Raw genomic sequence first — 25,869 nt, 5'->3', positions numbered from 1 at the left:
ATAAAGTACTCCTCTCAAAGGTTATTGTGGTGATAACTCAGAGAGTACTTTGTCCTTTTTTATTTGTCTAGCAAAAGGACTTACACATACTTTTATACATCATCAATAAAGGAGTCCGTATCGCAAAAAAAAACAGCTATCGACGCAATACCTTGTTTTGCGTTCAATTATACATATAGGAGCGATAGAATGAATTTCGAAATGACTACTCAAATAAGAGTTTCTAACATGAAAGAAGGACAAAAATGGTACGAAACACTGTTAAATAGGAAACCAGACTTTATTCCACACGAAGGATTTGCAGAGTGGGAACTCCTTCCAGGATGTTGGTTGCAGGTCGCGGAGGGAACTCCCGCTGATGGTAGTGGTCCACTTCGATTTGGCGTTTCTAATATAGAAGCGGAAAGAGATAGACTTGTTAAAATGTTAAAGGTTCCTAGTTTTGACATACACTCCAGACCAGAAGTACCAGTCAAATGGGGTACCTTTACAGACCCGTGGGGGAATCAGCTTGGATTTTTTGAATACTTGAATAAGAATGAAGAGCAGGAACGGGTTAATAAGATCCTTGGAACTCTCGCGTGATAGAGATTACCATTTTTATGAAACCGTAAAGAAGTATCTGTATTACGGTGCAAACTCAATGGCACCTGTAAATAATAAAATGATCGTTATTATCCAAAATATAAATAGTGAGGAAGACAGAATTAATCCAAGAATAGCGAGTCCATTCTTTTCTGTCTTCCTTTTTAGTCCAACGATTAACAAAATTATGCCAGTACTTGTTAGAAAAATCGTCATATAATCCCCTATTGTGCTCCCGATATTCGCTATTCTTGTTGGTGTTACAAAAACAATAAAAAAACAAATGAGTCCTATTAATAGAGAAAGATAGCTAATGGGGCCGTATTTTTTTGGGGTTTTGCTTTCACTTTTCACTATGTCACAACCTTTCTTAAAAAAATGTTTATTAATTTATTTTTATTGATCATCCTTGCTCATTTAGTACAAAAATAGACTTATAAGTATTTAAACCATTCTCACCCCATCAAAAAACGCCGCGTATAAGCGCAGCGCTCTTTGTAATCTATTTTTCATTTAAGCCAGGCACATCTTTTCTTACAACATCAAACAACCGGAAAACATATTGAGGACGTCCCTTAATTAAGGTGTCCCTAATAGAGTACAGTTTACTGTATGAAAGTCACCTTAAAGCGGTATTTCACGCTTTCTCACTTCCACCGTTACTTCTTCCTCACAATATCGCACAAGTTCTATTAAGTTTTTCACTAATGCATGATGATAAATTTCACCGTTTTCCTTTGTGGAAACTGTTGGGTCGCCTACGACTCCAATATTCTTCGCTCCTTCACGATATGTACCAACATCGCTTGGGACAAAAACGGTATCACCTTCAACGAACGGATCATGCTGTAAGAATGGGTGTTTGTTGTGTATATTCTTTACAGCTTTTGAAGGATCACATAAGTCTGGGTACAAATAGTACATATGTGATGTTTCCATCTCTGCAGCATGGCCTACCCCACCAGGTTCGGATACCTTGATTTCTCTAGCAATTTGATCTGCTATATAGAATGGATCAGCTATTGCTAGAAAGGCACCCGTTTCATTTCGAAGCTTTGTAATCGCAATTTTTAGTGGTGGTAGATTTGCTTCACGGTGACCATTTAAAATAATGATTTTTTCGAAGCCATGGTAGACAAGGCTTTTGCAAATATCGTACACAAGATTTGTTAATGTTTCTGGACGTAACGTTATCGTTCCTGGAAACGCCATATGATGGGGCGCCCAGCCAACCCAGTTCGGTGGAGCAACTAATGTATTTGTTTTTTGCCCCACTTCTTCTGCTACCCGAAGCGCCACAAAGGAGTCGGTTCCGAGTGGTAAATGCTTTGCGTGTTGTTCGACACTTCCAACTGGAACAATTATCGTCTTTTTATTTTGTAAATAACCTTCTACATCTTCCCATTTATTTTCTTGTAACCAAACACTTTTCATCTTTCTCATCTCCTGTTAGTCTTTTGTGATGTTTTCCATGTCCCTTTCATCTAAGTACTCCCAACGGCTTCTTGAATAAAAGAAATAAAATGCCGTGATTAGTACCAACCAACTTATTCCAATTAACAATGGAATTGGCTGGATATATGTTAAAATCCAGAATGATGCAATCGCCGCAACAATCGCGAGCACCGGAATGTTTTTTATATTTACCGGGTAACGAAATAATGGTTTTAAATGGGGTTGTTTTACCCTTACAACAATAAGTGCAATGTTCATAAGCCCCATCATGAGCCAGTTTGCAAATACAGCTGCACCGACCGCTATAGAGATGGCTTGCCCGTATCCCATTGTACTCATGAGAGTGGTGCCTAACGCAATAATTCCAGTAAACACAGTTGCTGCTACAGGAACGTGTGTCTTCGGATTTACTTTTCCTAAAAAGCCAGGAACAGCTTTCTCCCTTGCAGCTGCGAATATCATTCTCGACGATCCTAATAAACAACCAACTGTTGATGTTCCAGTAGCAGTAAGTGCTGCAATGGCAATTAATACGGCACCAACTCCAGGTAACACTGTTTCAACTGCGAGTGATAATGGTGCTGTTGATGCAGCTAATGCACTTGGGTCTGCTGCAGATACAACTCCAAATCCTGTCAAACAATATAAAACAACTACTGTCACTAGTGCAGACACTTGCGCTAAAGGAAGATTCCGTCTTGGTTTTTTCGCTTCCTCACCAAGAGTTAACACAGCCTCTACTTGCATTTGTCCAAAAGCAATTAATGCAGTTGCTGCAAAAACACCAGTCCATCCATTTGGTAAAAAGTCGCTGTGCATGAATGGGCCTGTTGGATTGTGGAAAATAGTAATAATCGCAATCGCAAATAAAGCAATCACCTGAATAATAGAGAAAATCGTATTAACTTTACCAGTAGTTTTAATTCCAATTAGCAACAATCCCGTAATAGCGATTGACACTACTGGCGCAACTAGAGTTGGTGATAGTGACGGGAAAAGAAAATTAAAATAACCTGCAAAACCTAGGTTTACTGCCCCTGCTGCAAATGCAAAGGATAAGAAGTAAAGACCTGAACACCATAATGCCATTAGTCTACCTAAATCCTTATGTATCGGGGTGAAAGCAAACTTAGAGTATGCATAGGACGCACCCTCATATGGCCAATTTGAAGCTAGTTCTGCGTAACTCAAACTTGAAAGAATTGCAATAACACCTGCAATTAAAAAAGCCACAAACAACGCAGGTCCTGCTTGTGCAACTGCCGGACCGATAACCGTGAAAATTCCTCCCCCGATTAACGCTCCAACACCAACACTCCATAAGTCAACAAAACCTAATCCTCTACTGAGCTTACCAGTTCCTGTAACAGGATGATTCGTAGATGTTTGTAGATTCATAAACACTACCTCCATTTCATTATGTGAAATAATTGTTTCATAATTAAAAATATTGTTCTTATTGTACACTATCATTTACTAAATTTCATTCAATTTTTAAAATTTTCTATAAAAACAAATAAAAACAGGCTACCCAATCTGGACAACCTGTAACGTGGATTTATTAATGTAACTTTTCATGTATGTTCCTGGCACAGTCTTTTAATCTAGCAACATGTGATTCTAACTGATTGTTAAATTCACGGTCAATACCAATCACACTTAATGCAGCCATTACATTGTTATTAATATCAAAAATTGGCACAGCAATCGCAGCTGTTCCTTCATGTAACTCTCCCTTACTAACTGCATAACCTTTTTCTCTTATATCTCCTAGTTCAGAAAAAATCATGTCGTAATTTATTTTGGTGTGTGGGGTGAACGGCGTATACGTATAACTATCTAAAATAGCCTTTTGCTCTTCGTCTCGGATAAACGCTAATAAAACCCGTGGACAGGCCGCTGCATATAAGGGAACTCTTCTCCCTACCTGCGGAAAGACACGAAATGCCGATAAAGCTTCAAATTGTTCAATATAGACGGCTTCGTTTCCATCCCGGATAGCTAATTGAACCGATAAACCGGTTTCATTTCGAAGCAATAGCATTTCTTGTTTGGCTAGCTCCCGAATATCAAAATGGCTGTTTACAATTTGACTTTTTTCTAAAAAGGCCATACCAAGCTGGAACTTCAATTGTCCGTCCTGATTGACTCGTTTTATATATCTAAACTTTTCAAGTGAGGAAATCATGCGGAAGACTGTTGGCTTTGAGAACCCCGACTTTTTCGAAAGCTCGTCCAATGTTAAAGATGGATTTTTTAAATCAAAGCATTCAATAACTTGTAATGCTTTTTCTACACTACCATTCTTACTCGCTACCTCTCTCATCTGCATATCTCCTTCGACTGAATGTACCTTTACTACTATCAGTTTAACAAGAAAAAGTAATGTCTGTCACTATTAATCGAAGGAGAGTAACTTGTAGAGACTATGGAAGAAAAGGCCATTATAGCCTGTTTCGGTTAATCCATAATCTCTAATACACCTAACTTCATGAATCATAAACTTATTTCCAAACTCTTTTTAACTGCAAAAATTCTTGTGCATATCCCAAAACTGATATGGGGGACATAAACATTTGATACGTTAATACATACGCAAAGAAACCAAATATATTTTTTCTAATCTTTAACCCTAACCTATCAAATACTTTTCGTTGATAATGATACATTGTATAGTTCGTTAATAGTGCTAACGGTAAAACAAAAAGTATCGTCGCACCAACGATATAGTAATAGCCAAAAATGGCCAATATCAGCCCTGGAATCCAAACAAAGGTGTATACAACATCTAAGTAAGGGAAAATAAGATTTGTTCCGGTAAGGTACTTTGTGAATATAGAGGGTTGATTCCAAGGTTTTACTCTTTTAAAAGCTTCTATCATTCCTCTTGCCCATCTACTTCTTTGTCTTACGAAATGAACTAATGTTTCAGGAACATCTGTAAATGCAACTGCAAGAGGCTCAAAATATACTTTACAATTAATTTGTAACATCTGCCACGTTAGCACGATATCTTCCCCTATTGCATCATCCCAACCTCCGAGTTTTTCAAGGGCTTCCCTTTTATACAAACTAAATGCTCCTTGGGCTACTAATGTTCCTTGGTAAAATCCTTGTAGTCTTTTTATTGAAGCAATACCTAAAAAATAATCCCATTCCTGAATTCTAGTCCAAAAATTTTTACGACTATTTCGAACAAGTACAGAACCTGCAACAGCGCAAATTTCGTTTGGAGCTGATAATAATCTACTTACTAGTAACCGAACAGCTGGTTTCGTTAAGATAGTGTCTGCATCAAGAGTAATAATTAAAGGGGTATCAACCATGGCTAATGCTCGGTTAAGGGCAAAATTTTTACCCGGTTTTTCTTCATATATAACCTTTAAATCAAGATTATATTCCTGACCCGCTTTTAATGCCACACTACTAGTTAGGTCTGTCGATGCATTATCAATTACAATAATGTTCATATCTCCTTTATAATCTTGTTTAGCAATATGACGTATGGTATCACTAATTCCCTTTTCCTCATTTTTACAGGAAATAAAAATGGAAACGGGCTCTGTTGGATCGTGTACCTTAAATTTTGGTTGATTATCAAAGAAAAGACTAAATACCAAAAATGCATTTAAATATCCAGGTAAATAGGCAATTCCAGCGATTATTATAATCGAAGGAATTATTCCAATTACTTGTCCTAATTCTTTTATCCAAGGTAAAGAAATAAAAACCGAAAATAAGAACCACAAAAAAGCGAATACATGGCAATACCAGAACTTCCTAACAACTGGAATATAATAGTTTTTTTTAGTTTCCATCCCAAATCACCTATTAATAGTTTCACCAAAGGGGATGTTTTTATCATTAATAATTTATGAACACGAAAACAGGAAACTTTAAATAGGTAGGGGTTACTTTTTATGCTAGAGGCCTGAACAACACCTTTTTTAATAATAAGCTTAAAGTTAAATGAAAACCGCCCCATTAACCACAGGGCGGCTTTCTTCTATTATGATACTTTCTGTTCTTCTTTTTTATCCTCAGTTTGTTCATACCCATCAGCCCAAAAGTCTGCGTTTTTAATTCCTAGTTTCGTAGAATTAAAGGTTGGGTCAAGGCCTTGTTTTTTCTGTCTTTCATAGTCTTTTAACGCTAGTAAAGCTGGTTTAGATAGCAATAGAATGGCGATTAAGTTGAGCCATACCATTATTCCAAGACCGATATCCCCGAGTGTCCAAGCTAAACCTGATTCTTTTACAGTACCGTAATAAGTCGCGGCAAGAAGGACTAGTTTTAAAATGGTAGACGCGATTTTGCTAAATCTTTGATTAACAAGATAGGCAAGATTCGTTTCCGCTATATAGTAATACGCCATAATCGTAGTGAAGGCGAAGAAAAATAGTGCGATTGCGATAAATGGTGAACCGAATGTAGGGAAGACAGATTCTACTGCTACTTGCGTGTAGCCTGTCCCTTCTTCTACGCCAGTAATGTTTTGTACAACATATTCTCCCGTTCCTTCGTCCATCGTGTTGTATGCGCCTGTGAATAAAATCATCAAAGCGGTGGATGTACAAACTAGGAAGATTCCGATATAAATAGAAAAAGCTTGTACCAGTCCTTGTTTAACAGGGTGAGAAACTTCCGCAGCAGCTGCTGTGTGAGCACCTGTTCCTTGCCCGGCTTCGCTCGCATAAAGACCACGTTTTACTCCCCATGCAATCGCAGAACCGATAATTCCGCCGAATATCGTATCAGCACCGAAGGCACTTGAAAAGATTAAGGAAAACACTTCTGGAACCTTGCTTATGTTAACGATAATAATAGAAAGTGTGACTAATATATACCCCATCCCCATAAACGGAATGACAACTTGGGTAACATTCGCGATACGTTTAATTCCACCGAATATAATTAAACCTAATATAATAATGAGAACAATCCCAGTAACCTTCTTATCAATCGAAAAGGCATTGTCAATCGCAATCCCGATCGAGTTCGATTGCACCCCAGGCATCAGGATGGCCATCGCGATTAAACTTGCGATGGAAAAAATAACAGCATACCATTTCCAACCTAGACCTTTTTCAATATAATAAGCAGGACCTCCACGGTATTCTCCGTCTTTTTTTTCTTTATAAATTTGCGCTAGCGTTGACTCGACGAACGCGGACGCTGCACCGACAAAGGCAATGACCCACATCCAGAAAACTGCTCCTGGACCTCCGTAGAAAATCGCCATTGCAGTTCCTGAAATGTTACCAACCCCAATACGGGCTGATAATGCTAAAGATAATGCCTGGAAGGAAGATACTCCTTCAGCTGAGCTTTTTCCGTTAAATAATAGTTTTCCCATTTCTTTCACGTGACGAATTTGTAGGAAATTACTACGAACTGTAAAATACACTCCTACAGCCACACAAAAGATGATCAACGGCGCACCCCATAATACATCATTGAGGTTTTTCATTAGTTGTTCCAACATACAATATTCTCTCCTTTTTTGTACAAGCAAAAAAGGACAGTAAGATGCCTTGTAACTTCACCCTGCTCTGTCCTTATACCTGAAAGTTTGACTTTATTGATAAAACAATAAAGCTTTCCCCTTTGGTGGTGTACTTCTTACACGCTCTCCAGAGGCGCGTCCAGTTGTGGTCCTTCTACCTGAGAGATTGGTTTCAAGGGTATTTTTTGAAACTTGCTCCTTCGGTGGCTTCGATTGCTCTCTCCCATAACTTTCATCCGCTTATTTTTTTATATGAAAGAATATTACTATCATTAGCATTACTTTGCAAATATAATTTTAGTATTTTATAAAAATAATAGAATTAACAAATGATCTAGTTTATGGAACATAGCAAGTTGCTGCTTAGCTACTACCCCTTCTACCGGGTATCGCCGATCATTGATAACGATTAGCTCATGAAAATTGTCTGGAAGTAAATGAAGCGACAAAAAAATTAGTCACACATACTATGACATTTCTATTTTTTTAGATATAATTACTTTCGTACTATTTAATAAAGGTGGTCACCATGACAAAGTGCCTAGACGGTGTATATTCTATTATTCTATACGAATTAACTAAACTAGTTGATGAGTATTATCGTTGCCCTGACCCTTGCATTAGGAATGAAATATATAAAGATATTCTTCTTTTAAGTGAAGCTGTTAACCAAGACTATTAGTTTTGGTTTTCTTTTTTGCTTGGCGTTTTAATTTTACATACTATTAATCTACTTCACTTTTTCATAGATAAATGTTGATTTATATGCCAACATACTTCCATGCCCTATCATTCACTCTAGTAAATGCATACTCTATCTTATGAAAATAAGGGAGGTTAAAAAATATGCAAGAAAATATCATCAATACTATTAGACAGTCTTTAATAGATAGTCTTTCTACTCTCACTCCTGGACATTATATTACGATCGTGGATGAAGAAGGCAGAACTAGGACATCAAGAGCTAGTGAAGAGATTTTACGCCCAGGAGAAATTGGTGTTGTGTTTTGCTTACCTATTATAGGAGCGCCAACGAGAAGATTACCCGACGTCAATTTAGGACGAAACCAATACGTTAGGGCTTTTTGTGGATTAACGACGATTGATGTATTCTGTAGTCAAAGAATAAGTGGTCCTCCGACACGAACAGTTTCGATGAGAACAGGGGAGTTTTTCGTTATTACTTGTGAACGGTAAATAAGATTATACAAAAAACAGGAGGCTAGCATTCGCCTCCTGTTTTTTTAGACGTGTAATCTAAATTACTCCGCCAACCACCAGTTTTTTATGTTATAAAAACCGTTACTTGGATGAAATTCAAATCCACCTAAGTTTATTGGTAATGCATAATGTACGTTTGGATAGTATAAAAATGTATACGGTTGGTCTTCCGAGATTTGTTGGTATAGTTCGTGTAAAACTTCCAATCTTTTTTCATCGTCTAGGATTTTTACATTTTCCTCTAGTAATTGATCAACCTCTGGATTACTGTGTTGCGTATAATTTAACCCTTGTTCTCTATGCTTCGAGTGAAAGTAATCCGTTTGATCTGGGTCTACCCCTAAACTCCATCCATTAATACATGCATCGTACTCATGTGCCATATTTGCACTAACAAACGCACTCCACTCTAGCACTTTTATGTTGACTTCAATACCAACCTCTTTTAATTGTTCTTGCGCAATTACCGCGATTTGTTCACGGGCTTTATTACCTTGGTTCACATTTAATGTGAATTTGAATTTCTCTCCATCTTTATCAAGAATGCCATCTCCATCTGTATCTTCCCAACCCGCTTCTGCCAATAAAGCTTTAGCTGCTTCTAGGTCGTAATCAAATACAGGTACATCTTCTGTGTAAGACCAACTAACTGGACTTGCTGTAGAATTCGCAAGCTGACCATCACCTTCTAACACACTTTCTACAATTACTTCTCTATTTAAAGCGTGCGTTAATGCTTGGCGTACTTTTTTATCTTGGAATAATGGATTTTTTTGATTCCATCCGATATACGTGTACGATAATCCAAGGCCAGATTGCAACTGAATGAGTCCTTGTGCTTCTAAATCTTGAGCAAGCATAAGATCTTCTGATTGAACAGCAATGTGATGAATATCTCCTGTTTGCAGTTGAACCATTAACGAGTTCGCATCTGGAACAATTTTGTAAACGATAGAATCAAAATTAGGGCGACCGTCGAAATAGTCTTCATTTGCTTCGACTTTTATGTACTCTCCATCTTTCCATTCAACAAACGTGAATGGACCAGTTCCAATCGGCTCTTTCGTGTTAAATGGATGTTCCGCCAAATCGCCAATCGGCACATCTTCTAAAATATGTTTCGGTAAAATGTGATAACTCATCGTTGATAAAAATGGTGCATATTTTTCTGTTAGTGTAATTTGTACTGTATACGGATCAACAGCCTGTATGTCCTTAATTTGTTCAAAGTCAGATGCACGCGCACCTGCGTAATCGTCATGTAGTGGAATGCTATATGTAAATACAACATCTTCAGCGGTTAATTCTTCACCGTCATGAAATTTCACCCCTTCTTTCAAGTGAAAGGTCCAAGTTAAGCCATCTTCTGAAACAGCCCAGTCCTCTGCTAAGTCTCCTTCAAACTCTAAACTAGTATTTGTTTTTACTAATCCGTTAAAAAGAAACCCCTGAATAGCACTACTTGTTGTATCAACGGAATATAAGGAATTAAAAATAGTAGGTGAACCGGTGCTTCCGATAATGAAATCTCCACCATTAACAGGGTCCCCACTCACATTTTGGGTAAGCTCATTTACTGTTCCAGTAGCACATCCTGTTAAAAATAAACTAATAGCAACTACTAAACTTGCAATACCTAATAAAACCTTTTTTGTATTCATGTAAAAATCCTCCTTCTGTTCTCCTCATTAAGATGATTTCAAAAAATAAGTTTAACGAATCCCCTCCTCTTAATAAGTAAAACGATATGTTTACTTGGTTTATTAGTAACAGACACCTACTTATTTACCGACCTGTTCCAAACAAAAAGCCCCTTTTCTAAGCAATAGAAAAGAGGCACATTTATGTAAAAGTCCGTACCTCTTATCTCTCAGAAAAATAGTATCTTTCTGTTGGAATTAGCACCGTGTCACAATGGAAAATCCTAGGCTACTAACATAATTGTTAGTTGCCCCATCTCACAATGGTATTACGACCGGTTGCCGGGCTTCATCGGGCCAAATCCCTCTGCCTGCTCTCGATAAGAGTGTCATATTAAGTTGCTTTATTATATTAATACAATAAAAACAAAAATTCAACCTATTATTATAAAATTAGGAAAAAAGAAACAGTTTGGGACAGAGGGACCGGTCCCTCGTCCACACATTTTTTGGAATTTAAGTAAGAATATATGCAAATCATCTTTCTTGCTTCATGATGTATAATCTCTAAATGAGTGCAAACAATAGTATTTACCACTTTAAGAAAGAAAAGACTGAACTGTACCATAAGTACGAACTCAGTCTTTATATCGATTAATTTGCAGGTATTAAAACCGTATCAATGACATGTATAACACCGTTCGAAGCCTGAATATCCGGTTTCACAATGTTGGCATTATTTACACGTGCTGGATTAAGAGAGAAAGTTACTTCTTTAGTAGCAAGTGTTTTTGCCTTCATTCCTTCTTTTAAATCACGTGACATGACTTTACCAGGTACTACATGGTATTGAAGAATTGTTGCTAGGTCTTCTCTTTCTAATAATTGCTCAGGTGTTACGTTTAATTCTTTTAGCAGTTTTTCAAAAGCCGCATCAGTCGGTGCGAAAACGGTAAAAGGACCATCACCTTTTAGCGCGTTCACTAATCCAGCCTTTTCTAAAGCTGCTGCTAATGTTTTAAACTCACCTGCTTCTAATGCTGTATCAACAATGTCTTTCGTAGGTGCAGGATTCTCAGCTCCTAATGCACTAGTAGATAAGGACATTACCATTAATACAACTAATAAACCCATAATCAACTTCACTTTCTTCATATTTCTTACCTCCTTTTTATTTACATCTACTATCCGTTACGCTTTTATGATGCGTCACACCCCATGTATGTATTCTCCAATGTATAGTATTTTGATTAGTCGTTATTTTTATCCAAAGAAATTTCCTATTACAATTGGACAGGATCGTCAAGCACACACTTTTAGTAATGCTACAAATATATGCGTGCACGCAAATCCATCTCAAAAACGTTGTACTCTTTATCAAATATATTTTTTCCTAATAACTAATTGTTGTTATAATTAACTTAAACAATATAGTTTAGGAGATGCCATTTATGAAGCCCCGAGTTACTGTAATTACTTTAGGTGTAGATAATTTAGAAAAATCTTTGGTTTTCTATCGTGATGGTCTTGGCCTTCCCACAAATGGCATAGTCGGTGAAGAATTTGAAAATGGCGCAGTTGCTTTTTTCGAGTTACAACCTGGATTAAAACTTGCCATTTGGAATCGAAAAGATATTGCTCATGAAGCAAAAGTTACCTTATCTGCACCAAGCACTACCGAATTTACTTTAGGTCACAATGTTAATAGTAAAGCCGAAGTTGACGATATAATGGAACAAGCAAAACAGGCAGGAGCAACTATAACTGATCCCGCACACGACACTTTCTGGGGTGGATATTCTGGTCACTTTCAAGACCCAGATGGTCACTTATGGGAAGTAGTTTGGAATCCTCAATGGGATACAATTGAGTAACCTTAAGACCATTAAGAACAAAAGGAGAAATATTATGGAGAAAGTTAAAGCAATCGTTTTGTTTAGTAGGCAAGATAAACCACGTAAGGTGTTTAAGAATATGGCAGAAGCACAAAGGTATTGTGTAGAAAATATGATATGTAATCAAGGGTGGGTTACACGTAGCTTAGAAACAGGGCAAAGGTTTTATGAAGCACAGGATGGTGGTTACACAATTAGCCACAACGGTTATGAGGGGCACGGAATGTATGTGAGATGGGCTAAAGTGAAACCCGGAGTGTTGGAAAGAAGAAATAGGTAAATCTGCTACTTTTACAGAAAAATATTAATATTTGCTAAAGGAGGTTCCCTCTTGAATATTTTAGTTTTAGGTGCAACAGGGCGAGTTGGAAGTTTAATAGTTACATATGCTCTTCAAGACAATCATCGTGTTACTGTATTAGTTCGCACCCCCGAAAAAATACAAATAAACAATGATAATTTAACGATCATTCAAGGGAATGTGTTAAATAAAGATGATATCGTACGGGTAATGCATGGAATTGATGTAGTTATTAGTGCACTAAATACGGATGGCACCGACACTCTATCAGAAAGCATGCCTCTAATTATCGAGACAATGGAAAACGAAGGGATTAAACGCATTATAACTGTTGGAACTGCAGGTATCCTTCAAAGTAGAACTACCCCTAATACTCTTCGTTATCTATCAAGTGAATCAAAGCGTAAGTCAACCCGTGCAGCAGAAGAACATCATAAAGTTTACGATATCCTTAAAGAGTCAACACTCGACTGGACCATTGTTTGTCCTACGTATTTACCGGACGGAGAAAAAATAGGTGAATATCGTGTAGAACGCAATTATTTACCGGAGAACGGGGCTGAAATTTCTGTACCGGATACAGCTGAATTTACATATAACCAGATTGAATCAAGCGATTATATTAAATCTCGTGTAGGTATTGCCTACTAATATATGATTGACTGAACAGGAAACTCGTATACACAAATAGCGGAAACACACCATATAAAGCGAGTTTCCGCTATTATTTAACCACTTCCACCACGTTGTTGAACCTTAAACTCTATCTTTCATTAAGAACTTTAAGTAAGAACGAGTTCATACTTCGGTTCATTTTAATAAATTCAATAAAGTTAAATCCCTCTGTAAAAATAATAACTTCGATTTTCTTTCCGTTTTTGTCTTCAATATAAAGAGCTTGGTTTAAAACAAATGCAGTAGAACCACCTTTCGCTCCGAAGTGTGCATACTTTTCTCGGTTGGAAGCATGTAGCTCCATTGGCCACTCCATTATTTCACGAAGAATGCCTTCTCCTCCTGGAAGAGTTGCCGTATCATTAGAAATCGCTCCCATTACCTTTCCATAGTCTTCTACTGTCGCGTTTGGTAATCGGTTAGACCATATTTTTTGTAGCTCCATTGGGATGGAAACAGTACCATCGAAAAATGCTGCCCCTCCCTTCTTCAATACGTTATGAATATCCCAAGCAAGCTCTCTGTACTCTTCTAGCGTCATAGATTGAAGCATTTCCTCTAATTGTTGATTGCTCAAACCTCCACCATGCTGATCATTTATATATTCTGCAGCTAACAAAGATGCCACGATAGGAAAAATAGGGTCGTGATTTTCCAACTCTAACTCCTCTACGACTCTATTAATGGACGCTTCACCTAGCTTTTCCAATAGAAAATCGGTATTTGCATTGGAACTATATCTAATCATTCCCTTTGCTACTTCCTGTAAACTGACTTCATTGTTTATGATTTTTCCAGCTTCTCGCATTTCGTTTAGCCAAGCTGGATGTGCCCCACCGTCTGTATTAGCAAGATGATATTTTTCTAACTCATCTAACGGAATACGTTCTTCCGAATCTATGGTGCCCTCCACCACTTCATTGGCATACGCAATCGCAACAATTGTCTTTACAACACTCGCTAAAGGTCGTTTAACATCGCTCTCCTGACTCACAATCACTTCGCCATTCACACTTACATGCATAGAAGCTAATTCCGGGTTGTTTTTTATGTAATTTTCTACATAGTTGGGATCGTCATGAAATAAGTAAAAAGCTCCACCAGCAATAAAAAGTAGCACAATGCCAGCGATAATAAGTCCTCTTTTTGTGTAGGTAGATTTGTCGGTAAGAAAGCTGACAACTATAACAAAAATAATAGGAATCAACGGGGGAATAATTAAAAATTCAATTGCAAGTACTGCTAGTAAAACGGAAGAGGTAACTAAAATGGCTTGAGTAATTTTCCATCTCGTTCTATTTTTACGAGATAATAGCGGCAATGTGTGTAACAAAATAAACCCAACAAACACAATCCATAAATAAAGGTACATAGTAAATATCCTTTCTCATTAGTTTCGAAAAAAAACATGCCTTTCTGGAGATCTTGATGTCGTGAGGTTCAGTTCAAAGGAGTCTGCCATGGAGGAATGCCACCTAGAATAAGTTTTTGCACAAAATATTATACCATGAACAGAGTGGGTTTTCCGTAAAATGGAATAATTCACTCGATAAAGAACAAGCCTGCCCCTGACCGAATACACCTTTATCGGTCAAGTGACAGACCACAATGATTTCATATTTTGATTCGAAAAATTTATTGAGAAACTATTTTTATCCGATTCTTCCTCTGCCTAACCAAAATTCCGAACATTTTCGCCATTGATTACTGTTTCTTACCCATTATGCAAAATGTTTAATGGCTGTAGCAGATTCTGCTGACGAAAATATAGCATCTCCATATAACAAATCCCTTAGACTTTTACCTTAATTACAATTACATATTTTTGACCAAAAGCAGAGAAGAACTTTTAAGAATAGAGGGTAGGACACGTAAAAGTTGAGAGTATTGATGAGAGTTTTATTATAATGTTACATAAGAGATACTCGTAACCTATAAAGATAATAGTTTCATAGTAAAAATTAGCAATAAAAATACACACCCCATTTTCTAGGAGGTGTGTTCTTATCTGGGGATTTTTTCAGGAAATTTGTATAGAAAAATATTCTTAATTTAACTAAATAAGTAGATGCATAAATAATGCAATAATTGGAATTGCTATAATTGTTCTTTGAAAAAAGATAATTACAAGTTCCTTTGCAGTAATCGGAACACCTGTAGCTAAGATTATTACTGCAGTCTCTGCAAAGAAAATAATTTGAACTAAGCTTAATACAGCAATAAAAAATGCAGCCCCAACACTTACCCCTGCATCAGCAATTAATAGCACTGGCAAGTACATCTCTGTAATACCTACAATAGTTGATGCAGCAATTGCTTGTGCATCTGGTACTCCAAACAAAGTCAATATAGGGACCATAGGAATTCCTAACCATGTAAATATAGGTGTATATTCAACCAGAATTAACCCTGTTAAACCTACAGCAGTTATTAAACATAGTATCTTCGGTACTAAACTTGCACCTTCCAAAAATCCCTTCATTAGTTCCTTTCCAATTGATTCTGCTTGATATGATCTATTAACAGCTCTGTTAACTGCATTTCTAAATAATTGAACATTATATTTTATATTAGTTTTTCTATCTTCTTCTGTTTGTATTTGTCCGTTATAGTACACGTCTGGTTTTCTAGATAATGGTGGTATTCGCACTATAATGGCTGCTATTATAAGCACGGTTAGAAATGCTACTAGAAATACAGTAGTAAACATTGGTAATAACCCTACAGTATTCGCTACCAAAGCAGCAAATCCAATACTTACGACACAAAAGCTAGTAGCAATTGTAGCTGCTTCTTTTTTCGTGTACACATTTTCCTTGTATAGTTTACTAGTTATATAGGCTCCTACCGATGATGCCCCAAAAAAAGAAGAAACCGTATCAAGTGCAGCATTACCTGGAATTTTAAAAAGTGGACGCATAATTGGTTCAAGCAAAGTTCCTACAAACTGTAAACCACCAAACGATATGAAGAAAACAACAAACATACCCCCTAAAGCTACAATTATGCCAACTGGAAGTGCAATATCATTAATTATAACTCCTCCAGTATAAGGTCCAATAATCATCTCAGGACCAAATTGGAAGGCAAACATAATTGAGTAAACAGCTGCAACAACATATATAATCCCTAACAATATTGAATCTGATTTATATAGATTTTTAATCCAATTATTTTTCTTTAAAATATACCTACTATACATAAAACCAACAGCATTTAAAAATATAATTCCTACAACAGTCCAAAACCATATTGCACCTAAGTTGTCTACAATAAAGTTAACAATAAGTCCAAATAAAATATTCGTATCATTCTCACCTATTTGGAGCGGAACAAAAAAGATGAGTCCTCCTAAAACTAAACAAAAAAACGATTTTAATAAATTTTTATAATATACTTGTTGACCTAATTCCGCTTTTAAACTTACCGGCTGTACAGCTTTTTCTTTTAGTAGCATTTAACAACCCCCAATTAGAATAATAAAACTAAAAAATTATAATATATTTTGTAGGTCACTTAATTAGAAAGTATAATTCGACTTATTGGGTACTGGTATATTTCCTCGTTTATTTGAAGCAACTAGGGAGATAAATTCGTAACAAATATTTGCAGCAGCAATACTTGTTACTCTAGTAATGTCTCTGTCCGGTAAAACTTCTACACAATCAAATCCTATTAAGTTTAATCCATTCAACTGTCTAACAAACTCCTGAGCTTCAAAAGTTGTAAACCCTCCTATTTCGGGAGTACCAGTACCTGGTGCATATGCAGGATCAAGGAAGTCTATATCAAAGCTTACATAGACAGGATTATTCCCCACTCTTTCGTGTATAATTTCTCCTAATTGATCCGCAGTAATCTTTTTTAAGGAAGTAGTTGGTATGACCTGATATCCTAAATTCTCAGCATCAGAGATGTCATCTGGATTATACAAACTACCTCTCATTCCGATTTGAATAGACTTTTCTGAATTCACTAAGTTCTCCTCTACAGCTCTTCGAAACACAGTACCGTGAGTATACTTTCTACCAAAATACGAATCCCATGTATCACTATGCGAATCAAAGTGTACTAGACTTACTGGGCCATATCTATCCGCCATCGCCCTCAAAATAGGCAAGGATATTGAATGGTCTCCACCAATCATTATCGGAACAACATCATTTTTTAACAGAAGATTAAGTTGTTCTTCTATTAACTTATAAGAGTCCTCAATATATCCAGGGTTAACTACAAGGTCTCCGTAATCTACCCCTGAGCAATGTTCAAATATATCCACTGACAAGCTTGGATTATAAGGTCTTAACAAAGAAGACATTGAACGAACTGCTTCTGGTCCAAATCTAGTTCCTACTGCGAAACTTCCACCAGTGTCAAAAGGGACTCCAACAACCGCAAAATCTATATTTTCTTCAGTTTTTACATGAGGTAACCTCATAAATGTTTTTATACCACTAAAACGTGGAGATTCCTGGGAATTTACAGGTGAATATTTTTTACTCATTTTAACTCCTCCTATTTTTGGCCACATACTAAGGCAAGGGATTATTTACTGTAATACTGAAGTAGAAATCTATTAAAGAAAAAATGATTGGACTTAACCACCAAATAATTGGTAGCGCTTTCAAAAAAAGGTTGACCATATAACCTTTTCTAACCACCCCCCACGTGATTATATTATTCTAATACCAAAGATTCATTTTGCAAAAGAGAATAGTCAAATAATAAATAATTTTCAGACTTGTTTCATTAGACGTTCTGTAACATTAATCAAATAACATCTAGACATAACGTTATAAAATTATAAATTTAGAATTGTCTTCGTGAACTTGTATCATTACTTTTCTACCCTATAGGACTAAAAACTTATTCTTTAAGGCCTTATCAGACAAAGTAATAATACAAACAGTGGAGACCTTCTGAAAGATAAATGCTTGATATTATTAGTAACCATATTTAAACTTTGATTATTACTGCATTTATAAAGAGATTAATTATTTCTCAAAGAGAGGATAAAAGCAATTGGCAAAAAAACTTAATAAACAAAAAGAATGTCCAATTTGTAGCGGAATGAATAACTGTAATAAAAACGGAGATTGCTGGTGTGGTTATGAATTTTTTCCGAAAGAAATTTTTGATCTTATCCAAGAATATCAATTAGGGAAATCTTGCATTTGTAAGGACTGTTTGGATCAATTTAAGTCGGATAATAATTTTAAAATTCGAGTGAACACAAGGGAATAAAGACAGCCCGTCCGCCTAAAATTGAAGGCAAACGGGCTTTAACTGGTTATATGGTGGTCCAAACTCTAAATTTTATGAATCTTTTCGTGCTTGTAAGTCTGCTAGGATTTGTTGGTAGATTTTATCTAGCTTATAGAAATTAAGAATGATAATTTGTAGTACTGAAATAATTGCAGGTGCCCAAACGAATAAGAAGATAATCATGGAAGTTGCAGAATCAGTTTGCTCCGCAGCTCCTCCAACATAACCACCGAGTGATAAGGCCCATCCCATTGCCGCTGCACCAAGTCCCATCCCAACTTTCGTACCAAAACTTCCCGCGCTATACACTAAACCTTCTGTTCTTAGGCCCGTTTTCCATTCTCCATATTCGATTGTGTCGGCTAGCATGGCAAAGATAGAAGCTGCCATTGGAACAGAACCAATCCCACGGACAATAGAGCCGACTAATACTAGTGTGAAGTTTGTTGGGTCAACGAGAATGATAGCGGTTCCAATTAATCCAAAGATCAATCCAAATATAATAACATTACGTTTACCGAATTTCTTTATAATAGGAGCTACAAATAGTAAGCCAATCATTAAAGGGAATAAACCGGCTAAACCAAGTGGTCCAACTAACGCAGTATTTTCAAGAATATATTGTGCATAGTAAACATTAAGTCCACCACCAAGCCCCATTCCAGTGTATGAAACTAGTAAAAACACTACCATTAGCGCCCAATATTTATTCTTGAATAAAGCCTTAACACCTTTTTTTATTGGAACGTTAGATTGTTCAGCATTTACAGCTGTTACACGTTCCTTTGTTGTTAAAAAGGTAATAAGGAACAGAATACCTGCAAGGATACCGAAAATAGTGAAGGTTACCGTCCAACCTGTTTTTCCTCCCCCAAAAGCTTCTACAAGAGGAATCGTAAAGAAAATAACAATAGAAGTAGCTATAAGTGCGGAAAACATTCGAAAAATATTTAAGGTAGCTCGTTGATAGCTGTCTTGTGTCATACGTGCATTTAATACACCGTAAGGAATATTAATACCTGTGTAAATGATATGAACAACGTTATAAGTAATCGCAATATAAATTAACATACCTACTGAACCTAAATCAGGAACAGTGAACATCATAATGGCAGATATCGTAAATGGTATTGCTAGCCATAATAACCATGGTCTTGCTTTTCCATGCTTTGAATTTGTTTTGTCAACAATCGCTCCCATTCCAATGTCTGTAAACCCATCCAATAGTCTTGATAGAAGAATAATTGTACCAACCGCAGCTGCAGAGGCACCAGCTACATCCGTATAGTAGAAGACTAGGAAAGTTGACACTGCTGCAAATACTAGATTACTTGCTAAGTCACCAAAACCATAACCCATTTTCTCTACAAACCCAATTTTCGCTTCTACAGGTGTATCTACAACCTCTTCCTTTCTAATTGCTCCCATTGTAAAGCCTCCTTTTCAACCTTTTTTTCTTTAATGGAGCCCCAAACCAATAGGTTCATTGGTCTGGAGCATTCATAACTATTAGTGAGCTACAACTTGAGAAACGGCATCGTTTAATTTTTTTAGTAAATTAGTGAGCATTTCTTCTGTGAAAGATTCATTGAAAGATACGAGCGTTCGAAGTGGCATATATTTCATCATTGCCGCCATCATCTCTGATTGATCCGCTTCCACTGCTTCCATCATAGGACTATTTTTGTTGATTTCAGCAAGTGCTTCCTGTAATACTGGCCCAGCATGAGGATGAACCATAATATCCCCTATCGTTGATGTTCTAGAGAAACTAACTGGTAAGGAAACAGTAGATCCTACATTCACTTCTTCTGATAACACAATATCCGTAGAGGATTTCCCTACTAAAATCTCAAATACACCCGTTTCCACATGCCAATCCTTTAATTGAACGTTATAGTAAGCAAAGGCGCGTTTATCAAGGGTAAACGTAATAGTCGTTTCTTCACCTGCTTTCAGCGAAACTTTTTCGAATCCTTTTAATTCTTTTGATGGTCGAATAACGCTTGTTTCTACATCGCGTACATATAGCTGAACGACTTCTTTACCGGCAACAGTGCCACTATTTTTCACCGTTACATAAACATCTACTGTTTCTTCGTCTGTTAATTCCTTTTTATCGACTGAAATAGCCGTATAATCAAAAGTAGTATAGCTTAAGCCGTAACCGAATGGGAATAACGGTTCAATTTCCTTCGTATCGTAATAGCGATAGCCAACAAAAATTCCTTCTTTGTACTCTACTTTGTCACCTTCTCCTGGGAAGTTAAGGTGAGATGGATTATGACTAAGTTTTTGCGGGAATGTTTCCGCTAATTTACCAGATGGATTTACTTCTCCGAATAGAACATCTGCTACAGCCCCACCAAATGCTTGTCCTCCTAGATATCCTTCAAGCAACCCTTTTACATTCCCTAACCAAGGCATCTCAATTGGCGCACCATTACTTAAAACGACAATGACATTCGGTTGTACTTCAGAAACTGCTTCAATAAGTCGTTGATGATTCGCAGGAATGTGTAAATGTGTACGGTCATAACCTTCTGATTCGTAACGATCTGGAAGTCCAGCAAATACTACCGCTACATCAGACTGAATAGCAAGATCTTTCGCCTCTAAAATTAGCTGCTCATTAATGTCGTCTGAGTCTAACTTATACCCTTCCGCATAAAACACATCCGCTTTTCCAGCTAATATCTCCATTTCCTCAAACACATTATCTAGTTTAGTAGGAACGACGTGAGAGCTTCCTCCACCTTGGTATCTAGACTGTTTTGCAAATGCACCAAGTACTGCAATCTTCCCTTCTTTTTTCAGTGGAAGGATTTCCTCTTCGTTTTTGAGAAGTACCATGCTTTCACTAGCCACTTGTCTAGCTAGAGCGTGATGAGCTTCTTTGTCATATGTTGCATTTTCCTTTTTCTCGTCTACCGATCTAAAAATAATCGTTAGCAGTCTTTCTACTGCGTCGTTAAGAACCTCTTCTGATAAACTGCCGTTTTTCACCGCTTCGACGATTTTTTTGTCTCCTTCCCCATTACTAGAAGGCATTTCTAGCTCCAAGCCTGCTTCTAAAGCGTGGGCCCTTTCATTTACAGCTCCCCAATCAGACACGACAAAGCCTTCATGTCCCCACTGTTTTTTCAAAATATCAGTTAATAATGTTTTATTTTCAGAGGCGAATTCTCCATTTACTTGGTTATAAGAACACATTACCGTCCACGGTTGTGCTTTTTTCACAGCACCTTCAAAGCTAGCAAAGTAAATTTCTCGAAGCGTTCGCTCATCGACTACTGCATCAGTTGACATTCTACGGTGCTCTTGATTGTTTGCGGCAAAGTGCTTTAAGGAGGTACCGACACCTTGACTTTGTACCCCATTAATGTGACTTGCTGCAAGCTCAGATGAAAGATAAGGATCCTCGGAAAAATATTCGAAGTTACGTCCACATAATGGAGAACGTTTAATGTTAGCACCTGGTCCAAGAAGTACCGCCACATCTTCTGCTTGGCACTCTTCCCCTAAGGCTACTCCTACTTTGTTAATAAGGTCTCTATCCCAAGATCCTGCTAATCCCGCTGCAGAAGGAAAACATGTTGCTGGAACACTATCAAAAAGTCCAAGATGATCAGCACCTTGTTTTTGTTTTCGTAATCCATGTGGTCCATCCGTAACCATTACGGAAGGTATTCCTAATCGTTCCACTGGTTTTGTATTCCAAAAGTCTAAGCCAGAGCATAACCCTGCTTTTTCTTCTAACGTTAATTCTTGGATAAGTTGTTGGATAGTCTCTTTACGATTCATAAGAACCTCCTATTAAGTACTTTTTTCTCTTTCTTGATTTGAATTTTAACCGTTTTCAGAGTATTATTTTTGTAAATAAATAATTTTTTTGGTAAAAATATAATTTTATTAAAGCGTTTTCAATGAGAGAATTATTAAAATGCAAATGTGAAAATTGGAGGTACATATGGAAAGTGGAACGAGACGGGATATCGAATACTTTAGTAAGCTTATACATGAAACAGTGCATATACCTGTTTTTTATATGAATAAGGACTTTGAGATGATTACAGGATTTCCGGCAATTTTTACTGGTAATCCGTTATATCCATCAAACGATGAAATATATCGACAATTAGATATTTACAGTGACCCATGGCATATCCCGGTTTTAAGAACCACAAACTTTCTCGAGAATTTTATCTCTATTAAAGTTGGTAATAATGATGAATTTGAAGGTGCTTGGATTTTAGGTCCTTCTGTTTACTCTCCTATTGCATTTGAAACCATTAATGGGTTGCTGAATGATTTTCAGGTTAGAGTAACAGCAGATATCATAAAGGAATACTACGATTCTTTACCAGTGATTAACAAGCTCACTCTACTCCATGCGGGTCTTCTAGCTACTAATCTCCTTTATTCGAAGCGACTTTCCGTTACTGACGTTATTCAAAAGGATTCTAGTTTGGCAAATAATATTATCATTGGAGAAAACCCTGATTTACACGTGTCAAAAAACAGACAAGAAATCTCCTTTCATGCCTCCTATGAATGGGAACAAAAACTGATGCAATGTGTGAAAGAGGGGCGAAAAGAAGAGCTCATTAAAAGATTGGTTGTTCCTGATACAGAAGGGAAACCAGGTATACTTTCAAAGAAGAGCCATCTGAGGAGCGAAAAGAACTTAGCTATATCCGCCATTACATTAGCGACGCGTTACGCCATTGACGGAGGTCTTCACCCTGAGTTGGCTTACACGATGAGTGATTTATATATACAAGGGTTAGAAGAAATGAAGGATGCGTTAGAGTTGCAAACATATTTAAGAGAAGCCCTATGTGACTTTACAGATCGCGTAAACAAGGCAAAGCATCATAAGTACAGTACGCCTATTATCGAATGTCAGTCTTATATTTTTAAACACCTTTATGAAGAAATTACGTTAGGACAGCTGGCGAAAGTTGTGAATATGCACCAAAACTATTTATCAGCCTTGTTTAAAAAAGAGGTAGGTATGACTATTACTGAATATATTATTAAATTAAAAGTGGAAGAGGCGAAAAAGCTTCTAACACATTCTGAATATGAAATATCGGAAATCTACACTTGGCTTAATTTTCACGATCAAAGTCATTTTACGAAAGTATTTAAAAAGTACACTGGAACTACACCTAAAAAGTTTAAATTTAGTAAGGGGCTGACGTGAGCAAAGGGGCAGGAATACTGTCCCTTTTGTCATTTTGAAGATTTGTCTTACTTACTTTTCTTTATAAATAAAAAGCTTGCAAATGCAGCCTTTAAGATAGAATATTCTACAGCATCTCTTCATCACCTTAGTAATTTTTAATAAAAATGTAAACCTCCCTTGACATCTCACGGAATGTAAAGTATCCTTTACTTATACTTCAATGTAAAGTTAACTTTACAAAAAATGTCGGAGGTTAGTAAACAATGAAAAATCGGATAAAGGAATTGCGCAAAACAAAAAAGATGACGCAAGAAGATTTGTCCAAGAGGGTTGGTGTCTCTAGACAATCAATCATTGCTATTGAATTAGGAAAATATAATCCATCCATTGAACTAGCATATAACATTTCAAAGGCATTTGATTGCACAATTGAAGAGGTATTTATCTTTGATGAAGGAGGAGAAGGGTAATGGGGGTACAAATTGCAGGGTTAATTGGATTATACGGTGGTGCAACAATTGGAATTTTGGGATGGTGGTTTGGTAGACGTCTAGCGAACAAAAATCGTGGGTTAGATGAACTATACGAACATATTTGGCAAAAAGCGCGCTCAATCTCATGGTACTTCACTCTTGTTAGCGTCTACATTTTCTTTTCGCTATTGTTATTTGGAATTGAATTGAACGTCGCGATGGTTCTTGGGATAATGTTAACCGTTCATTTGGCAAGTTGGGGAATAACAGGCATGATTTTATCCATAAATATGAGTATGGAAAATCCGTTAAAACCTTCTAGAGTCAAATTTGGAATCGCAATTGTGGCCGTATCCCTAATTAGTTTTACCGTTTTATCTATTACAACTGGGAACTGGTGGTTTCTAATTGCTAGCATTCCCCCCACTGTCATTGGGTTAATTAGTGCCTTAACTCCTGAAAGAACCGTTGAATAATAAAAACTGAAACGAAGGGATTCAAAAGATTCATGAATCCCCTCTCTCTTTACTAAAAAAGTTTAAAGGCTACCATCATAGGCAGCCTTTTTTCATAGATAAGAATCTACATCATCTCTTCGTACACTTTTAAATTTTGATAGACCGTTTTTAGAATCGGTGCTTCGATGTCGTATTGTTTTGCTAGTTTCATTAAATGCCCTTGTAAATGGTCTCCTTCAATGAATAAACCTTTTTCCATATCGCGCTGCATCGAAGTTTTAAATTGATAAGAAAGTCCGTCTATTGATTTCATTTGCTCTTCGACAATATTATCATCAATTGGTGCTTTACATGCTCTCATAATCTCTGTTACTTCTAGTAATAAACTTCTTATAAAGCCTTTGCCACCTTCACTATCTCGAATTGGTCCCATTGGTGCACGCATAAGTGTCGTCACACCTGACATAGTAGTAATCATTAAATATTTATGCCACATGTCTTTTTTAATTTGGTTACTCATAACAAATTTTGCTTTTGTACCACTAAATGTATCCGCAATTTGTTGGATTCGATCTGTTTCTATATGTTCAAGTTCGCCAAATACAAGACGGTCAAACTTACTCGTATGTACAACTTCGCCTGCTTCATTTAATGTCGTTTCTATAAAGCTTAAGCCTCCTATCACGTTTTCACCAAATGCTTCTTGTAATGGAGATAGGTGGGCTACACCGTTTAATAAAGGAATAATCACTGTATTCTCGCCAACAAACGGTTTCACATCGTTGATTGCTTCTTCTAAGTGATAGGCTTTTGTTGAAAATAATACGATATCAAATGGCGCGGTTTGATCAGTCTTTGTTATTAATTTTGGCGCAAAAGTAAAGTCACCGTTTACACTATGAATAACTAAACCTTTTTCCTCTAGCAGTTGTTTTCGTTTTGAACGAACAAGAAAAGTGACGACTTCTCCTTTTTCTACTAAACGACCTCCGAAATAACCGCCGATCCCTCCAGCCCCTAAAACTAAAATACGCATATGAAACTCCCCTTTAGCTCTTTTTAAGAATATTATATCATTGATAAATGTGAATGTTCCAAGACCACCCAATTAAATTGCCAGTTTATATGTATACGATTTTCCTTTCCGTTCGTCCCCTTTTTCCCATTCCATGCATTTTAAACCAGATTCCCTTTCCTACTATTA

24 protein-coding genes and 3 riboswitches are annotated in these 25,869 nt (G+C 36.8%); of the genes, 10 read left to right on the top strand and 14 right to left on the bottom strand.

The genetic code is table 11. The features are described from left to right. Window positions 1-189: 189 nt before the first annotated feature. Window positions 190-585, top strand: a complete 396-nt coding sequence (locus tag BC6307_RS06585; RefSeq protein WP_066417131.1) for a VOC family protein — start codon at window positions 190-192, stop codon at window positions 583-585. Window positions 586-627: 42 nt separating this feature from the next. On the opposite strand, the gene BC6307_RS25005 is transcribed toward BC6307_RS06585, so the two are convergent. The 6 genes from BC6307_RS25005 to BC6307_RS06555 form a co-directional block, all read right to left on the bottom strand. Further along, complete coding sequence (locus BC6307_RS25005; RefSeq protein ID WP_066417130.1) at window positions 628-939, bottom strand: hypothetical protein; 312 nt, start codon at window positions 937-939, stop codon at window positions 628-630. A gap of 270 nt (window positions 940-1,209) precedes the next feature. Then, entirely contained in the window at window positions 1,210-2,019 is an 810-nt protein-coding gene (locus BC6307_RS06575; protein WP_066417129.1) for a creatininase family protein, read from the bottom strand. A gap of 15 nt (window positions 2,020-2,034) precedes the next feature. Further along, entirely contained in the window at window positions 2,035-3,438 is a 1,404-nt protein-coding gene (locus BC6307_RS06570) for an APC family permease (RefSeq protein WP_066417128.1), read from the bottom strand. A 163-nt stretch (window positions 3,439-3,601) separates the two neighbouring features. Continuing rightward, complete coding sequence (locus tag BC6307_RS06565; protein ID WP_066417126.1) at window positions 3,602-4,366, bottom strand: IclR family transcriptional regulator; 765 nt, start codon at window positions 4,364-4,366, stop codon at window positions 3,602-3,604. A gap of 178 nt (window positions 4,367-4,544) precedes the next feature. Beyond that, window positions 4,545-5,858 (bottom strand): glycosyltransferase family 2 protein, encoded by a 1,314-nt coding sequence (locus tag BC6307_RS06560; protein ID WP_066417123.1) that lies wholly within the window; start codon window positions 5,856-5,858, stop codon window positions 4,545-4,547. A 191-nt stretch (window positions 5,859-6,049) separates the two neighbouring features. Next, window positions 6,050-7,525, bottom strand: a complete 1,476-nt coding sequence (locus tag BC6307_RS06555) for an alanine/glycine:cation symporter family protein (protein WP_066417121.1) — start codon at window positions 7,523-7,525, stop codon at window positions 6,050-6,052. A gap of 65 nt (window positions 7,526-7,590) precedes the next feature. Next, a riboswitch (glycine riboswitch) is annotated at window positions 7,591-7,679 on the bottom strand. 3 nt (window positions 7,680-7,682) lie between these two features. Beyond that, window positions 7,683-7,782: riboswitch (glycine riboswitch) on the bottom strand. Window positions 7,783-8,075: 293 nt separating this feature from the next. On the opposite strand from BC6307_RS06555, the gene BC6307_RS25000 reads away from it, so the two are divergent. Continuing rightward, complete coding sequence (locus BC6307_RS25000; RefSeq protein ID WP_169714874.1) at window positions 8,076-8,228, top strand: hypothetical protein; 153 nt, start codon at window positions 8,076-8,078, stop codon at window positions 8,226-8,228. Between the two features lie 164 nt (window positions 8,229-8,392). Beyond that, the gene (locus BC6307_RS06550) at window positions 8,393-8,743 is read left to right on the top strand and encodes a hypothetical protein (protein WP_066417118.1); all 351 of its coding nucleotides are present in this window, start codon (window positions 8,393-8,395) and stop codon (window positions 8,741-8,743) included. Window positions 8,744-8,808: 65 nt separating this feature from the next. On the opposite strand, the gene BC6307_RS06545 is transcribed toward BC6307_RS06550, so the two are convergent. Then, the gene (locus tag BC6307_RS06545; protein ID WP_066417115.1) at window positions 8,809-10,428 is read right to left on the bottom strand and encodes a peptide-binding protein; all 1,620 of its coding nucleotides are present in this window, start codon (window positions 10,426-10,428) and stop codon (window positions 8,809-8,811) included. Between the two features lie 199 nt (window positions 10,429-10,627). Then, window positions 10,628-10,794: riboswitch (SAM riboswitch) on the bottom strand. A gap of 267 nt (window positions 10,795-11,061) precedes the next feature. Next, a complete protein-coding gene (locus tag BC6307_RS06540) occupies window positions 11,062-11,562 on the bottom strand; it encodes a fasciclin domain-containing protein (RefSeq protein ID WP_084380477.1) in 501 nt (166 codons plus the stop codon). 296 nt (window positions 11,563-11,858) lie between these two features. Here BC6307_RS06540 and BC6307_RS06535 point away from each other — a divergent pair, with 296 nt between their 5' ends. The 3 genes from BC6307_RS06535 to BC6307_RS06525 are packed head-to-tail and all read left to right on the top strand — an operon-like array spanning window position 11,859 to window position 13,254. After that, entirely contained in the window at window positions 11,859-12,281 is a 423-nt protein-coding gene (locus BC6307_RS06535) for a VOC family protein (protein ID WP_066417109.1), read from the top strand. A gap of 34 nt (window positions 12,282-12,315) precedes the next feature. Further along, entirely contained in the window at window positions 12,316-12,582 is a 267-nt protein-coding gene (locus BC6307_RS06530) for a hypothetical protein (RefSeq protein ID WP_066417106.1), read from the top strand. 51 nt (window positions 12,583-12,633) lie between these two features. Continuing rightward, window positions 12,634-13,254 (top strand): NAD(P)-dependent oxidoreductase, encoded by a 621-nt coding sequence (locus BC6307_RS06525; RefSeq protein WP_066417104.1) that lies wholly within the window; start codon window positions 12,634-12,636, stop codon window positions 13,252-13,254. A gap of 112 nt (window positions 13,255-13,366) precedes the next feature. Here BC6307_RS06525 and BC6307_RS06520 read toward each other — a convergent pair whose 3' ends face one another. The 3 genes from BC6307_RS06520 to speB form a co-directional block, all read right to left on the bottom strand. Further along, window positions 13,367-14,650, bottom strand: a complete 1,284-nt coding sequence (locus BC6307_RS06520) for a serine hydrolase (protein WP_066417102.1) — start codon at window positions 14,648-14,650, stop codon at window positions 13,367-13,369. A 684-nt stretch (window positions 14,651-15,334) separates the two neighbouring features. Then, window positions 15,335-16,735, bottom strand: a complete 1,401-nt coding sequence (locus BC6307_RS06515; protein WP_066417099.1) for a YjiH family protein — start codon at window positions 16,733-16,735, stop codon at window positions 15,335-15,337. Window positions 16,736-16,798: 63 nt separating this feature from the next. After that, window positions 16,799-17,782, bottom strand: a complete 984-nt coding sequence (speB, locus tag BC6307_RS06510) for an agmatinase (RefSeq protein ID WP_066417096.1) — start codon at window positions 17,780-17,782, stop codon at window positions 16,799-16,801. A 518-nt stretch (window positions 17,783-18,300) separates the two neighbouring features. On the opposite strand from speB, the gene BC6307_RS06505 reads away from it, so the two are divergent. Next, window positions 18,301-18,522: a cysteine-rich CWC family protein gene (locus BC6307_RS06505; RefSeq protein ID WP_066417094.1), complete on the top strand. Its 222-nt coding sequence runs from the start codon at window positions 18,301-18,303 to the stop codon at window positions 18,520-18,522. A gap of 72 nt (window positions 18,523-18,594) precedes the next feature. Here BC6307_RS06505 and BC6307_RS06500 read toward each other — a convergent pair whose 3' ends face one another. Then, on the bottom strand, window positions 18,595-19,971 hold the full coding sequence (locus tag BC6307_RS06500; protein WP_066417092.1) for an MFS transporter: 1,377 nt from the start codon (window positions 19,969-19,971) through the stop codon (window positions 18,595-18,597). Between the two features lie 81 nt (window positions 19,972-20,052). Continuing rightward, entirely contained in the window at window positions 20,053-22,347 is a 2,295-nt protein-coding gene (locus BC6307_RS06495; RefSeq protein WP_066417090.1) for a beta-glucosidase family protein, read from the bottom strand. A 166-nt stretch (window positions 22,348-22,513) separates the two neighbouring features. Between BC6307_RS06495 and BC6307_RS06490 the strand changes: the two genes are divergently transcribed. The 3 genes from BC6307_RS06490 to BC6307_RS06480 all read left to right on the top strand — a co-directional run bounded on the left by BC6307_RS06490 (window position 22,514) and on the right by BC6307_RS06480 (window position 24,683). Next, window positions 22,514-23,752, top strand: coding sequence for a helix-turn-helix domain-containing protein (locus tag BC6307_RS06490; RefSeq protein WP_066417089.1), 1,239 nt, complete (start codon window positions 22,514-22,516; stop codon window positions 23,750-23,752). Between the two features lie 245 nt (window positions 23,753-23,997). After that, a complete protein-coding gene (locus BC6307_RS06485; RefSeq protein WP_066417087.1) occupies window positions 23,998-24,204 on the top strand; it encodes a helix-turn-helix transcriptional regulator in 207 nt (68 codons plus the stop codon). Beyond that, entirely contained in the window at window positions 24,204-24,683 is a 480-nt protein-coding gene (locus tag BC6307_RS06480) for a hypothetical protein (protein ID WP_066417084.1), read from the top strand. The genes BC6307_RS06485 and BC6307_RS06480 overlap by 1 nt, the downstream gene beginning before the upstream one ends. A 106-nt stretch (window positions 24,684-24,789) precedes the next feature. On the opposite strand, the gene BC6307_RS06475 is transcribed toward BC6307_RS06480, so the two are convergent. Beyond that, on the bottom strand, window positions 24,790-25,701 hold the full coding sequence (locus tag BC6307_RS06475) for a ketopantoate reductase family protein (protein ID WP_066417082.1): 912 nt from the start codon (window positions 25,699-25,701) through the stop codon (window positions 24,790-24,792). Window positions 25,702-25,869: the final 168 nt, after the last annotated feature.

The organism is Sutcliffiella cohnii, from assembly GCF_002250055.1.
GTDB lineage: Bacteria > Bacillota > Bacilli > Bacillales > Bacillaceae_I > Sutcliffiella > Sutcliffiella cohnii.
The sequence above is the reverse complement of the archived record's forward strand: the minus strand, read 5'-3'. Positions and strand labels throughout refer to the sequence as shown.